This is a genomic window from Mucilaginibacter gossypii (genome assembly GCF_900100945.1).
GTDB classification, from domain to species: Bacteria; Bacteroidota; Bacteroidia; order Sphingobacteriales; family Sphingobacteriaceae; genus Mucilaginibacter; species Mucilaginibacter gossypii.
Window position 1 is genome coordinate 23,787 of record NZ_FNCG01000030.1, and the last position, 15,491, is coordinate 39,277.

Annotated in this window: 9 protein-coding genes; 8 read left to right on the forward strand and 1 reads right to left on the reverse strand. The window is 42.1% G+C overall.

What is annotated here, in order from left to right; genetic code table 11:
• Nucleotides 1-103: 103 nt before the first annotated feature.
• Nucleotides 104-2,107 (forward strand): FAD-dependent oxidoreductase, encoded by a 2,004-nt coding sequence (locus BLS28_RS29420; RefSeq protein ID WP_091176204.1) that lies wholly within the window; start codon nt 104-106, stop codon nt 2,105-2,107.
• 223 nt (nt 2,108-2,330) lie between these two features.
• Entirely contained in the window at nt 2,331-3,338 is a 1,008-nt protein-coding gene (locus tag BLS28_RS29425; RefSeq protein ID WP_091176206.1) for a GntR family transcriptional regulator, read from the forward strand.
• Here BLS28_RS29425 and BLS28_RS29430 read toward each other — a convergent pair.
• Nucleotides 3,333-4,364 (reverse strand): GntR family transcriptional regulator, encoded by a 1,032-nt coding sequence (locus BLS28_RS29430; RefSeq protein ID WP_091176226.1) that lies wholly within the window; start codon nt 4,362-4,364, stop codon nt 3,333-3,335. The two genes, BLS28_RS29425 and BLS28_RS29430, sit on opposite strands and share 6 nt — an antisense overlap.
• 253 nt (nt 4,365-4,617) lie before the next feature.
• Here BLS28_RS29430 and BLS28_RS29435 point away from each other — a divergent pair, with 253 nt between their 5' ends.
• The 6 genes from BLS28_RS29435 to BLS28_RS29460 all read left to right on the forward strand — a co-directional run.
• The gene (locus BLS28_RS29435) at nt 4,618-5,961 is read left to right on the forward strand and encodes a rhamnogalacturonan acetylesterase (protein WP_091176209.1); all 1,344 of its coding nucleotides are present in this window, start codon (nt 4,618-4,620) and stop codon (nt 5,959-5,961) included.
• A gap of 46 nt (nt 5,962-6,007) precedes the next feature.
• Nucleotides 6,008-7,231: an oligogalacturonate lyase family protein gene (locus BLS28_RS29440; RefSeq protein ID WP_256337580.1), complete on the forward strand. Its 1,224-nt coding sequence runs from the start codon at nt 6,008-6,010 to the stop codon at nt 7,229-7,231.
• 10 nt (nt 7,232-7,241) lie between these two features.
• Nucleotides 7,242-10,100, forward strand: a complete 2,859-nt coding sequence (locus BLS28_RS29445; protein ID WP_091176228.1) for a glycosyl hydrolase — start codon at nt 7,242-7,244, stop codon at nt 10,098-10,100.
• Between the two features lie 170 nt (nt 10,101-10,270).
• Nucleotides 10,271-13,486: a SusC/RagA family TonB-linked outer membrane protein gene (locus BLS28_RS29450; protein WP_091176213.1), complete on the forward strand. Its 3,216-nt coding sequence runs from the start codon at nt 10,271-10,273 to the stop codon at nt 13,484-13,486.
• Nucleotides 13,487-13,504: 18 nt separating this feature from the next.
• Nucleotides 13,505-15,028 carry a RagB/SusD family nutrient uptake outer membrane protein gene (locus BLS28_RS29455; protein WP_091176216.1) on the forward strand — a complete coding sequence of 508 codons (1,524 nt, stop codon included), beginning with the start codon at nt 13,505-13,507 and terminating at the stop codon, nt 15,026-15,028.
• A 166-nt stretch (nt 15,029-15,194) separates the two neighbouring features.
• The coding region (locus BLS28_RS29460) for a transposase (protein WP_176844603.1) at nt 15,195-15,491 on the forward strand (297 nt) is incomplete at its 3' end.

A 15,491-nucleotide genomic window follows, 5' to 3' on the forward strand; every position in this document is an offset into this window, starting at 1 on the left:
TAGGCTTAAAATTAAATAATTAAAATTTACAAGTCTTAACTACCTATCCCTTAAGATTTACTGGCATATCTTTTTCTAAAAATGTAATGTTTAATAAGCAATCATGAAAAATATTAAAGTGATCATCCTTGCAATCATAACTACCTGTTTTATGGCCGGGGTTTCGGTAAATGCGCAAAGCAGCAAATTAATTACGGCTGATATTTGTGTATATGGCGGAACCTCCGCAGGCGTAATTGCTGCGTATACGGCAAAAAAGATTGGGAAAACGGTGATTTTGATAGAGCCGGGAAAGCATTTGGGTGGTATGAGTTCGGGAGGTCTTGGCTATACGGATATTGGGAACAAATATGTGGTGACAGGTTTAGCACGGGATTTTTACCGCCGTATAGGTACGCATTATGGGAAATTTGAACAATGGATATTTGAGCCAAAGGTAGCGGAGGGCATTTTTAACGATTATGTAAAAAGAGCTGGCTTTCCTGTTTTATTCCGGAACAGGCTTATAAAAGTGAAAAAGGAAGAAAATCAGCTAAAGGAAATTATAGTAGAGGACAGCTATAAGCCCTCGACTGCTACCAATAAGACTATTCGAGCTAAGGTATTTATTGATTGTACTTATGAAGGGGACCTGATGGCCCGCTCGGGTGTTTCTTATACTGTAGGAAGAGAAGCTAACAGCCAGTATGATGAAACTATAAACGGAGTGGAGTTGCTGGATAAACACCAGTTTCCGGATAATATTGATCCCTATAAAGTGCCGGGCGACGCGAAAAGCGGTTTGTTGTGGGGTATAAGTAAGGAAGTATTACAAGCAAATGGTGCAGGAGATAAAAAAGTGCAGGCATACAATTTTCGTATCACGTTAACCAATGTGCCCGAAAACCGGATCCCAATTTCAAAACCCGAAAATTATGATCCCAAAAAGTATGAGTTACTGCTGCGTTTAAAGGAGAAACAACCCTGGAAATCATGCTCCGATGTTTTTTTTATAAGTAAAATGCCTAATGGCAAAACGGATATCAATAATAACGGAGGTTTCTCGACGGATATGATCGGGATGAACTGGGAATATCCGGAGGCTGATTATAATACGAGGACAAAAATTTGGAAGGAGCATGAAGATTATACCAAAGGCTTCTTTTATTTTATCGGCAATGACACCCGCATACCCGGAAATATCAGGGACGAAATGAAACAATGGGGCTACCCTAAAGATGAATATACGGATAACGGGAACTGGACACCGCAGCTTTATATCAGGGAAGCCCGCCGAATGATTGGTGAACTGGTTATGACCCAGCATCATTGCCAGGGAAAAGAACAGGTAGAAGATGGAGTAGGAATGGCCGCATATGGTATGGATTCGCATAATTGCGAAAGGCTGGTAGTGAATGGCGTGGTGAAAAATGAGGGGGATGTTCAGGTACATGGTTTTGCGCCATACGCTGTTTCGTACAGGGCAATAGTCCCAAAGCAAAAGGAAGCCGCTAATTTATTTGTCCCGGTATGCTTATCTGCAAGTCATATAGCTTACGGATCAATCAGGATGGAGCCGGTATTCATGGTATTAGGCCAATCTTCGGCTGTGGCGGCATGCCAGGCTATTGATAAAAAAATAGCAATACAGCAGGTTAATGTAAAAGAAGTACAAAGCTTGCTCAGGACAGACCCTCTTGCAGACGGAAGTATGCCCGAAGTACTGGTTGACAATGAGGACAGTCACATAACAGGCAATTGGAAAACTGAAAAATCAGGCGGTTATGGGCCAACCTATCTCACTGATAACTCAAAAGCAGAAACTGCGAAATCGGTAAGATTTATTCCGGAAAAATTAAAAAAAGGTGCTTACCATGTTTATACCTATTTCCCCAAGGTTATGAATCCGGCAGCAAAAACTTACATTACTATTTACGATGGTGAGAAGGCCACAGAAAAGATAATCAACCAGTCTGATTTGCAGGTAGAAGGCCAAACTTCAGGTGAGTGGCTTCCACTGGGGCTATATAACTTTTCAGAAGAAAATAAGGTATATGTAGAAATTTCGAATAAAAACGCAGATGGCGTAATTGTGGCTGATGCAGTGCTTTTTGTGCCTGTTAGGTAGTTTTATCGTTTTTGTGCGACGCTTAAATTATTAAATGGTCATATTAAACATAGATTTATTTTATTAGAGGTGGAGCCTTAAAGTAGCTGATAAAAAATACCGATGCTGCCTATAACCCCAATATTTTAATTTAATAACATATTTTATATTTTCATTGCTTATAACGGCTTTGATAAATTTAAACTATGTTTAACGGCCGTTGTAAACCAATTAAACAAGCATAATGCAAACAAAGCAAAGAGCTAATTACGGGGTGAAATCCCTCGTACAGCAAATTGTCGGATCAATCAGTAAGAATATTGACAAAGGTGTTTACCGGAAAAATGAAAAGCTGCTATCAATAAATACATACAGCAAGCAACACGGTGTAGCAAGGGACACCATTGAAAAGGCTTACACGATACTTAAGAGCAATGGCTATATCCGTTCGGTTTCCGGAAAGGGTTATTTTGTAGTCGGTAAGCCCGATGTGCGGATCAAGGTACTTTTGTTGTTTAATAAGTTAAGCTCTTATAAGAAAACGGTTTATGATACCATCGTACGCACCCTGGGTGATAAAGCCAGGGTCGATCTTCATATTCATCATTATAATCCCGCTTTGCTCGAGGAAAGTATAGATTCAAATTTGGGCAATTATCATTATTATGTGGTAATGCCGCATTTTTTTGATTATAGTAACGAGCAGGAATATTTAACCATTTTAAAGAAGATCCCGGTTGATCAGTTGATATTGCTGGATAAAGATTTGCCCAAATTAACCAGGCAGTCGGCTGTATTCCAGGATTTTCGCAACGATATCTACGGGGCATTAAATGTAGTCACCGATCTGATTGCCAAATACAAAAAATTAATTATCATATATCCTGTAGACCGCCACCATCCGCCCGAAATTAAAGATGGAATAATGCAGTTTTGTGAAGAGAAAAACAAAAAGTTTGAAGTAATAGACGCTTTTAAAACAGACGATCTCAAAAAAAGCACCCTTTATATTGCATTGACCGAAAATGACCTGGCCGATCTGATTAAAGGCGCCAGAGCAAGTGGATATGAATTAGGGAAAGATATAGGGATCATATCTTTTAATGAAACCGTGTTTAAAGAATTATTGGATATTACCGTTATTACCAGTGATTTTGAAGAAATGGGCAGAAAAGCAGCTGAGCTAATGTTGCAAAACAAAGCCGCGGTTATTAAAAACGCTTTTAAAATAATTATCCGAAAATCGCTATAACGATGCTCTGAGTGTAAGGTAAAAAGGCACCTCGTAACGGCCGGTAGAACCATTTTTAATAATCTCCGCGGTCATTTTTCCCATTTGTTCAAAATCTGTGGATATAGTGGTTAAGCCATTGAGGATGATTTTTTTTAACGGGGTTTCATTGTATGATATCACGCCAACATCTTTACCTATTTTTAACTCCGTAGCCAGGATCCTTTCAATCAAAACCACAAGGTCGTTTTCCATCAGGTTAATGAATACATCTCCTTCATGTATGGGTTCGCCTTGTATGTCATGAACTACTTTGTAGGTAAATGCATATTGGATACAGAAACTGAAAAAGCCTTTCAAAATCTCGCCTGGAAAATAAGTGTATTCAGGAAATATAATCTTTAGGGTGTGATACTTTCTTAATTGCGGCAGGGCTTCCTCCAGGGCCTGGAAAATGTCTTTTTCAAAATTCTCGTACACGGCAGCAAAATCGCCTTTTATCCCTGGCACTAATTTATCAAGTATGATCAGTTTCTCTTTGGGCAGGGTATTGATAATATCGTGAACGTTTTCGCCGCCGTGCATAAAGTGCGGCAGGATCACATAATGAGTATAATCGTTGCTATTATTTTGAAGTAGTTTTTTAAAAAATTCGAAGTCGTTATTGTATATATAAAAGTCGATAGCGGCTTCATGCCCAAGACCATCAACTATGGCATCATAAACCAGCTTTTTATGGGTGCTTAGTTTATTAAATATTAAAAAAACTTTAAATTGCTGCCCCGCCTCGGTGTTTTTGATGTAATACCCCTTGCCAGGTACCGAGCCAAGCAGGCCGATTGATTTCAGGTGTTTATAAGCCTTTTCGGCGGTGTCACGTGATATTTCAAAGTTGCAGTTTAACTCATTAATGGATGGCAGCGTTTCGTTAATGATTAATTTCCCTTCACGAACACTTTTGATGATCGAGTTAGCTAACTGGATGTATTTAGGGGTAGATGAATAATAATCAATATAAATGTATTCTAAAAATCGTGAAGACTTCATAACTATTGAACTGGCTACTGGCAAAAACTTAAAGTTAATCAAATTAGGTTTGATAAGACTCCCACCTTTTGCGTGTGTAAGCCGGGGAAGCTTAATAAGCAGCCAAAATAAATAAAGTGATGAATTTGTTACAATAAGAGGGCCTTCAATCAGGATGGTGCAGGACGCTGTTGGTATGAACATGCCATAACTTTATCTATTATAAACCAGGGCTCGTGTTAGCCTGCAAATAACCAGATAAATACTATCCATAATGATCAAGCTGCCTTACAAGATCTTGTTTTGCGCTATTGGCGTCTCGCTTCGGCTTATTTTGCCTGCGCCACTTTTTGCACAGGCGGTTAAAACCAGCTTTAAGTTTGACTTTGGTAATGGAAAAGCTGCAGCGGGTTATCAAAAAGTAAGTCCTGATGATATCTTTAGCGAGCTTAAAGGCTATGGATTTGATTTTGGCCAGGAAGTAAAGGCAATAACGCGCGGCGAGGGGAATAAACTTACAGATGATTATATAACCGCTGATAAGCCTTTTTATCTCTCAGTAAATGTGCCTGAGGGTAATTATAAGGTTACCTTAACGGTTGGCGACGTCAAAGGTAGTGGTGATATTACGGTACGAGCTGAATCGCGGAGGTTGATGCTGGAAAAAGTAACGACCAATAATTCGGTTAAAAAGTTAAGCTTCATCGTAAACATCCGTAAGCCGGAAATAAGTACGGGCGGTAAAGTAGCGCTTAAGCCCCGCGAGTTGGGTAAATACGATTGGGACAATAAGCTTAGTCTTGAATTTAACGGTACAAGGCCCTGTGTTGATGCGCTGGAGATAGAAAAGGTAGATGACCAGGTAACCCTTTATCTGGCCGGAAATTCAACCGTAGTTGATCAGGATGATGAGCCATGGTGTTCCTGGGGCCAAATGATCCCCCGGTTTTTCAAACCGGGTGTGGCCATTGCCGATCATGCCGAATCAGGACTTAGTTTGGGTAGTTTTTTAAATAGTCATCGTTTAGATAAAGTGCTGAGTGTAATTAAGCCGGGCGATTATCTGTTTATAGAGTTCGGCCATAACGATCAAAAAGAAAAAGGGCCGGAGGATGGCGCCTATAAATCATATACAGAACGTTTTAAGCTGTTTATCAATAAAGCTCGCCAGAAAAAAGCCATTCCGGTAATCATAACCTCTACCAGTCGCCGGGCTTTTAATGACAGCAATAAAGTGGTAAATACCCTTGGCGATTATCCCGATGCAGCCAGAAAAGTTGCTACAGAACTGCATGTGCCTTTGATTGATCTTAATGCGATGTCTGCTAAATTTTATGAGGCATTAGGTAACGAAGGGTCAAAAAAAGCCTTTGTTTGGTATCCTGCAAACTCGTTCCCAAACCAGCCGAAAGATTTGGCTGATAACACGCATTTTAACAGTTATGGTGCTTATGAACTTGCAAAATGCATTATAGAAGGCATCAGGAGCAATCATTTGGGTATTGAGCAGTATATTATTGATGCGTCGCCTTTTGATTCCGCTCATCCTGATCCGGCAGAAACATTCAGCTTGCCAGCGAGTCCTAAAAACAGCACTGTAAAACCTGATGGAAATTAATTGGCGGTATGAACGTCGGAGCATATAAATTTTAATAAAAATGATAATGAGTAAAAAACTGGCTGTATTAACGCTTGTTGTTTTACAAGCAGGCATGACCGCTGTAAAAGCCCAGAAGGTAATGGAAACAGGTGGCGCCAAACCTATGCCCGCACAGTGGATTGATAGTGAAACAAGTCATAAGGTAATCCGCCTGGTGAACCGCGAAAATGACAATGGTAGTTTTTACTTCAACAATACACCTTTTGTTCCTCAAATAAAGAATGAAGGCGACCTAATGGTATTTTATGGTAAAACGGACAAGGGGGAGCAGCTATTTACGGTTAATTTAAAAACTCAGAAAATAGAGCAGTTAACAAACAGGTCGAAAGTATCCGGCGAGATGGTTTGCGCCAAAACCCGTGAAGCGTTTTACCAAAGTGCCGACAGTATATTCGCCGTAAATGTTAACACCCATAAAACAAGGTTCATTTACGCCTTTTTTCCCGACTTTAAAGGAAGGGTAGGTACTGTAAATGCCGATGGAACCTATATGGCCTCTGTTAAAGCTACCGGTGAGCAGGAGCGTGAAATACTTGCAAAATATCCCGAAAAGCATGATTTCTTTAACAGGATCTATGATGCCCATATCCAACATACCTTATACGTGCTCGATGTTAAACATAAAACATTGAAACAAATACACCAGGAAAACGAATGGACAAATCACCTGCTTTTTTCGCCTACAGATCCTGATAACCTTTCCTATTGCCATGAAGGCCCCTGGGAGAAGGTGGACCGGATCTGGAACATCAATATAAAAACCGGCGAAAACAAGCTGTTGCATAAACGTACCATGGTAAATGAAATAGCAGGCCACGAGTTTTTTTCACCGCTGGGTAATACCGAGTGGTTTGATTTGCAGAAACCCAAGGGGCAAACATTTTTTCTGGCAGGCATTAATATGAAAACAGGAAAAGAAGACCGCGTTTATCAAATGGACAGGAACGAATGGTCGATCCACTTTAATGTAACTAAAGACGAGCAAACATTTGCCGGCGACGGAGGCAATTCCGGACAGGTAGCCAAAGCACCCGATGGTATGTGGATCTATTTGTTTAAGCCTAACGGCGATCATTTTAAATCAGAAAAACTGGTAAATATGAAACATCATAATTATCACCTGGAGCCTAATGTGCATTTTTCGCCCGATGAAAAATGGGTTATCTTCAGGGCCAACTTTGAAGGTCACGAAGGTGTTTACGCCGTGGAAATTGCCAAACATCAATAATTTTAAACAGATGTCATTCATTAAAAATAATATAAAAATAGCCCTTGTATTTGCACTGTTAGCAGGTACTCAAACCGCATCTGCACAAATTGGCTGGCCTGCAACCACCGAACAAACCAAACCCTGGGCCCGCTGGTGGTGGGAAGGCAGCGCTGTAAATAAAAAAGACCTTACCTGGAACATGGAAAGCTACCATAATGCCGGTTTGGGTGGATTGGAGGTAACGCCGATTTATGGAGTGAAAGGGCATGAAGATGAGTTTATTCAATACCTGTCGCCGCAATGGGTGGATATGTTAAAGTACACGCTAACCGAGGCAAAAAGGCTAAATATGGGTATTGATTTGGCCAATGCTACAGGTTGGCCTTTTGGCGGTCCCTGGGTTAGCAACGAAGATGCCAGTAAAGAACTATTTTGGAAAAATTACGATGTTAAAGGTGGCGAAAAACTGAGTGAACCTGTGGTATTCGTACAGCAGCCCCTGGTGAGGGCCGACGGCCAGGCTCCGAAGATTACAGATTTGGTTGAACCCATTAGCAGCAATAAAAACCTCCAGTTAATGGCCCTTGACCAGGTAAGGTTTGAGAAACGGATTCCTTTAACGGTTTTAATGGGTTATGATGACAAGGGGCAGGTATTGAACCTTACCGATAAAGTTGATGCAGCCGGCAAACTTAACTGGACAGCACCCGCCGGCGAATGGAAGCTGTACGCACTTTTCCAGGGTTGGCATGGTAAGATGGTTGAGCGTGCGGCTCCCGGAGGTGAGGGTTATGTTATCGATCATTTTTCCAAGCCGGCACTTAATCATTACCTTGCCCGGTTTGATCAGGCATTTAAAGGGCAGGATTTAAGCGGGATCAGGGCATATTTTAATGACTCGTACGAAGTGGATGATGCCCGCGGGCAATCGAACTTTACCCCGCTGTTTTTTGACGAATTTATTAAACGCCGCGGGTACGATCTGCGCGATCACTTGCCGGCTTTATTAGGTAATGATAATAAGGAAAATAATAGCCGCATACTATGCGACTATCGCCAAACCATATCCGACCTGTTGCTTGATGATTTTACCAAACCATGGCATGACTGGGCCAAAACCAGGGGCGCTTTAATCCGCAATCAATCACACGGTTCCCCATCAAATATACTGGATCTGTATGCTGCTATTGATATTCCCGAAACAGAGGGCGATGATGTGTTGCGGTTTAAATTTGCCACATCGGCAGCACATGTAATGGGAAAACCTCTTGCATCGTCCGAGTCGGCAACATGGCTTAATGATCATTTTCTATCGTCGCTGGGAGATGTGAAACAGGCTATCGATAAATATTTTGTAGGAGGCGTAAACCATATTTTCTATCACGGCATCAGTTACTCGCCTCAAAATGCCCAATGGCCGGGATGGTTATTTTATGCTGCAGTTCACTTTAATCAAACTAACCCGTTCTGGAATGATTTCTCAACTTTAAATCAATACATAACTAATTGTCAGTCGTTTTTGCAGCAAGGAAAGCCCAATAATGATATATTGGTTTATTACCCGTTATTTGATAGCTTTTCCGAGCCGGGGGATAGGGGCTTGCTTAAGCATTATGATGCCATGAAACCCGATTTTAAGGGGACAGGCTTTGAATCCTCTGCCGAAGAAATGCTTAAAAAGGGCTACACGTTTGATTTTATATCAGATAAGCAAATAATGGATTTACAAACCTCCGGTAGTCATTTGCTTACCGGCGGTCTTAATTATAAGACTATCCTTTTGCCTGATAATAAATATATCCCGCTCGAAACCTTTAATAAAATGGTGGATCTGGCAAAGACCGGGGCAACAATTGTGGTGTATAAAAATCTTCCATCGGGTGTTCCGGGATATTCCGGGTTGCAGGAACGCGAAAAAGCATTTAAAACACTGCTTGCCGGGCTTAATTTTACTGCTGAAAATAATGGTGTTAAAATTGCCAAAGTTGGCAAAGGCCGTTTTTTAATAGCAGATGATATTGCTCCGTTGCTGGACGCGGCGGGAATAAACAGGGAACAAATGACCGATAAAGGGCTGCAATTTGTACGCCGTACTTATGAAAATGGCAACAGCTACTTTATAACAAATAGCGGCGGTAACCAGGTTAATGGTTGGGTTGATCTATCTGTTAGTGCTGCATCAGTAGTAGTATTTGATCCGATGACAAAAAACTACGGACTCGCAAAAAGCCGGAAGCAGGCCGATGGTAAAACCGGCGTTTATCTGCAATTATCGCCGGGGCAAAGCTGTATTTTACAAACCCTGCCTGTAAAAACTCAAATAGCAGCGTATCTCTATTATCAGGTTGCAGGTAACAAGGTGCCTGTTAACGGTACGTGGACACTGAGCTTTACCGAAGGTGGTCCGACATTACCTCAGCCAATAAAAACCGCAGCGCTCAAATCATGGACAGATTTAGGTGGTGATGACCTTAAAGCTTTTTCCGGAACAGGTAGTTATAATATCATCTTTAAAAAGCCGGTACAAAATGCCGCTGTTTGGAAGCTTGACCTGGGAAAAGTTAATGAAAGTGCCGAGGTTTATTTAAATGGTAGAAAACTGGCAACACTTATTGGTCCGCAGTATGTGGTTACTATACCTTCAGCACAGTTAAGGACAGTTAATCAGTTGCAAGTGAGGGTAGCTAACCTCATGGTTAACCGGATCATTGATATGGATAAGAAGCATATGCCTTACCGGATATTTTATAATACCAATTTTCAATCACATAGTCCTGGTTCTAAAGGGCCTGATGGGCTTTTTACCACGATAAACTGGGAACCAAAGCCTTCCGGTTTGATTGGGCCGGTAACACTTGAACCGGTTAAGCCGTTGTTTGTTAGGTAATTATTTAAGGGTTAATTTCAAAAAGGTGGTCATGTTGGCTACCTTTTTTTGTGTTTTTGATGTATCGGAGCAGGATACTACAGGATGGTATTATTGAAATTAACTTTTATGTTCGTTTATACAATTATAACCCAAACTGTACCAAACAGTAAACCCCTTAATTTGATTTTATGAAAAGAATTTTTATTTATTCTTGTAAAATGCTATTGCTGTTGCTGCTCTTTAATGTGGCAGGGGCAAACAGTGCGTTGGCACAAAAGCTTAGCATTACGGGTACTATTACAGATAGTAAGCACCAGCCGGTTTCGGCTGCTTCCGTGCAAATAAAAGGCACGAAATCAGGTACCACGTCTGATATTGACGGAAAATACTCCATTAAGGCTTCCGCAGGGCAGGTTTTAATATTTAAATCAATCGGTTTTGATGCTAAAGAAGTTACCGTAGGCACAAACAATACCATCAATGTTAGTTTAACGGAAACTGAATCGCAATTGAACGAAGTGGTAGTAATCGGCTACGGCGCTCAAAAACGGGCTAATGTTACCGGATCTCAGGCTACCTTCAAGGCCGATAACCTGAACGAGCGGGCTATAACCCGTGTTGACCAGGCCTTGGTAGGCCAAATGGCAGGTGTAACTGTTAAGCAAACAACGGGTGTGCCGGGTAAAGCATTTAGTGTTAACGTGCGCGGCAGCGGCTCCATAAGTGCCGGTAATGAGCCTTTGTATGTAATAGATGGCTTTCCTTTGTCTGTATCGGCAATAGGCAGCGGTGGTAGCTTTGGCTCAGGAAATCCGCTTGATAATATCAACCCAAATGATATTGAAGATATCCAGGTTTTAAAGGATGCAGCAGCGGCGGCTATCTACGGCTCAAGGGCGTCAAACGGCGTTGTATTGATCACCACTAAAAAAGGAAAATCGGGCAAGGCTAAAATTAGCTATAGTGCTTACTACGGTTACAATGCTGCCGCCAAATATTTGCCCATGCTTAACGGCGACCAATGGATTGACAGGGCTACCGAAATGATCAATGCTGCCTATGTGCTCAAATATGGCGCAAAAGGAGCAACTGCCAGTGACGATAATGCAACACGCCAGGCGATGAATGGCGGTGCCTTTAGCTCAGCCTATATGCTCGATCCTAGATGGGCCATGCCGGGCCATCCCGGGCTGCAGTATATAGACTGGCAGAAAGCGATTGAGCAGAAAGGAGCTATGCAAAACCAGGCATTGAGCGCAAGCGGTGGCAATGAATTTGTAAATTATTTTATTTCGGGCAACTACGCCAACCAGGATGGTTTTGTGAAAGGCCTGGGTTATAAAGCCTACTCGGCCAGGGCCAATGTGGAAGCTCGTATTGCCAAAAACCTGAAATTAGGTTTAAACATTGCACCCACTTATTCAATTTCGCAGGACCCTGGTGTAGAAGGGAAAGACAATATTTTTCACCAGGCCATAAGCTATAGTCCTATTCAGGAAGATACGGTAGGTTTATATCCCAACGCGTTTAAGAACGGACAATACACCTGGGGTAATTCACCAAACAGCCCCATAGCTAAATTGGAGAACAAGGTAGGGCAAACCAAAAAATACCGCACACTGGGCAGCATATTTGCCGAATACGAAATTATAAAAGGGTTGACGTTAAGAAGCTCATTGAATCTTGATAATGTTGACAATGCCACTAATAGCTACACACCGTATACCATAGCCGGTAATCTTGCTTCCAGAACGTTTGATGCTGCTAAAAATCCTAATTTAACAGCTAATACTTCAGGATCATACAGCACCTTTAAAAGGCAAACCTTTGTTAATGAAAACACGCTGACTTATAATACCACTATTCACGCAAATCACAGTCTGAGTATATTGTTAGGCCAGTCTTACAATACCGATCGTTTAGATCAGTCTTCATTATCATCAGTTGGCGGTTATACCAGCAGCGTTATCCAAACTTTAAATGCTGCCGCAGCGGTAACAGGCAGTACCTCCAGCACCAAAAGTGTGTTGGTATCCTACTTTAGCCGCGCGCAATATGCATATAAGAACAAGTATCTGTTATCCGCAAGCTTGCGTGAAGACGGTTCCTCAAGATTTGGCGGCAATACCAAATACGGTATTTTCCCCTCAGCATCTGTAGGCTGGCGTATCATACAGGAAGATTTTATGAAAAGACTGTCTGCGGTAAGCGACTTGAAACTACGCTTTAGTTATGGCGTAAATGGTAATAACAGCATTGCCGATTATGGAAGTATTTCGCAAATAGGTTCATATGGATATGTTTTGGGTTCACCTCAGGCTTTAGCCATCGGGCAGGCACCAAGTAACTTACCAAACCCAGATATCAAATGGGAAAAATCACAAACTTATGATGTGGGCCTCGACTTCGGGTTTTTCAGCAATCGTTTAACCGGTTCATTTGATTACTATAACAAACTAAATACCGACTTGTTGCTGAATGTACCTATCCTGCAATCTACCGGTTTCAGCAGCCAGCTGCGCAATGCAGGTTCAGTGCGTAACATTGGTCAGGAGCTGGAATTGACAAGTCGTAATTTGGTTGGCAAAGTTCAATGGAGCACATCAATTAATATCAGTCATTACAAAAATAAAATCGTAAGCCTTTACGGTAATCAGAAACAAATTATTATTCCAAACTCCTTTGATGTTTCAGACGCTATTTTGCGCGTAGGCCAGCCAATAAACAGTATCTATGTAGTAAGGCAGATAGGTTTCCTTACACAGGCCGATATTGATAACCACGTGGCAACCTACGGCACGGGTGAAACCGTTGGTGACCCGAAATATCAGGACCTGAACGGCGATGGTGTGATAACCGAAGCCGATAAACAAATTGTTGGCCACCCCAGCCCTAATTACACCTGGGGTATTACCAATACCGTGCGCTGGAAAGGTTTCGACTTTACTGTTTTAGTTCAGGGCCAAAATGGCGGATCTGTTTATTCACTGCTGGGCAGGGCTATAACTCGTACCGGCCAGGGCTTTACCGATAATGCTCCTGCGTTTTATGATAACCGCTGGAGATCGCCCGAAAATCAGGGAGCGGGTAGGGTTAGTAAAGCTTACTCTACATTCGGTTTCGTAGCCAATACCGATTGGTTATACTCTTCAGATTATGTGAGGGTTAGAAATATCACATTAGGGTACGATCTTAAAAATATCTTTAAAACCAAAGTTTTAGGAGCAGCTCGCTTGTATGTTACGGCCGAAAACTTCTTCGGGCATGACAAATATTATGGAGGTTTCAACCCGGAGGCGCAAAACACAGCCATCAGTTCGGACAGTAACTATCCCGAAGCAGGGGATTACGGAGGCTTGCCGCTGGCTAAATCATTGATTTTCGGCTTAAATGTTACTTTTTAATTATTTCAACCAATTAAAATGAAAAAGATATTTTTTCTATCAACCATATCAGCTGTTATTTTAATGGCTTCCTGTAATAAGGATTTAAACCAGGTACCAATATCCAGCTCAACAACAGCAACTTTTTATAAATCGCCAAGCGATTTTTTGCAAGCAACAAACGCTATTTATGCCGATCTGCACAATTACCCGGTACGGTTAGCCAACATGTCTGAAATCCGTTCGGATAATATTTACGGTGTTTCAGTTACCGTACGTGACTGGGACCCGGTAAATGATTTTTCTCCCTCATTAGCAGCAAACGCTTACGTTACCGAAGCCTGGGGCACCGACTTTAACGGTATTTTCAGGGCTAATACCCTGCTTGACCAGATTGCCAAAAATGGCAGCTACGTAGGTTCGGCTTCATTAGCAACCAGGTTACAGGCCGAAGCTAAGTTTCTGCGGGCATTTTATTACTTCGATCTGCTTAGGTATTTCGGCAAGCTTCCAATCATTGACCACCCGGTTACTGCGCCTGAAGCTAATTCTATCGGCCGCAGTTCTGTAGCTGATGTTTACAAACTGATTATAGCCGATCTGCAATCGGCCATAGCTAACTTACCTACCACGTATACCGGGGTAGACGTAGGTCGCGCTACCAAATATGCAGCGGAAGCCTTGCTGGCACAGGTGTATATGGCTAAATCCGCGCCAAATTATGGTATTGAAGGGCCGGGAACCGGATCAAACGAATGGAATTTAGCTTTGCCTTTGTTGCAGGATATTATCAGTAGTGGTAAGTTCGCTTTTGAGTCTACTTACAGCAATATATTTTCATATGCTAATCAAAGCCCTGCAGTTAATAAAGAGGCCATTTTTGATGTGATGTATACCAGCGGTATCAGCGGTACAAGTGATCTTTACGGCGCCTCATACCCATGGACGCTTGCACCAAGCGCTTATTTTTTATCTATCAAGGATACCAAATCAAACGGAAGCCTGGAGATTATCCCGGTATCAAATGATCTGGCAAACAGCTATGACGCTGCCGATACACGCAAGGCTTTTAGTATCTACACCGCAGGCTATACAAATGCTGGAAGTACAGAAAACCGCCCGTTCTTTAAAAAATGGCTTGATATAACAAAGATTCCAACTGCCAGTAGGTTTGACTGGGGCATCAACTTTATCGCTATCAGGTACACTGATGTTTTGATGCTTAAGGCCGAGTGTATATTGAACGGTGCAACCGGAGGCTCGCAGGCTGATGTGGATGCTATTGTTAACCAGGTGCGCACACGTGCCGGGTTGCCATCCGTGGCAGGTGTAACGCTTGCTCAACTGTTTGATGAACGCCGCAGAGAATTTGCAGATGAAGGCTCACGCTGGTTCGATCTGCAAAGAAGCGGCAACCTCTTAACCATTATGAATAGCTGGATCGCCAAAGAAGATGCCCAGAAAGCTATCAAGCCGGTTATTGCTAATTATGTTATCTACCCTGTACCGCAAACACAACTGGATGCGGCACCTGGGTTATACTCACAAAATCCCGGATATTGATCCGGGGGAATGATGAACAAACGATTTTGATCATCATAAAAATGGTTTATCCCCTGCTTGGGTATAGCCGTCAATTTATGTGGGGATTGAATAGAAGATTTGGAAATTCCCTCTTGAGAGAGTAATAGCCCATGAAAAGGCAGGAATAATTTGTATATTTATGATAATGAATATCATAGAGACGATTAAGCGTTTTCCAGATCAGTCCAGTTGCATAGACTATCTTGAAGGATTAAGATGGCAAGGATTGCCAGAATGCCCGTATTGCAACAGCAAACGGAGCAGCAAGCGCCAGGAAAGCCAACGGCATATTTGCAATAGCTGTAACCGCAGCTATAGCGTTTTGGTCGGCACTGTTTTCGAGGGCACCAAACTTCCTTTGCCGCAATGGTTTTTGGCTATTTCATTAATGCTGAATGCGAAAAAGGGGTTATCTGCACGTCAGTTAAGCAGGGATCTGGGA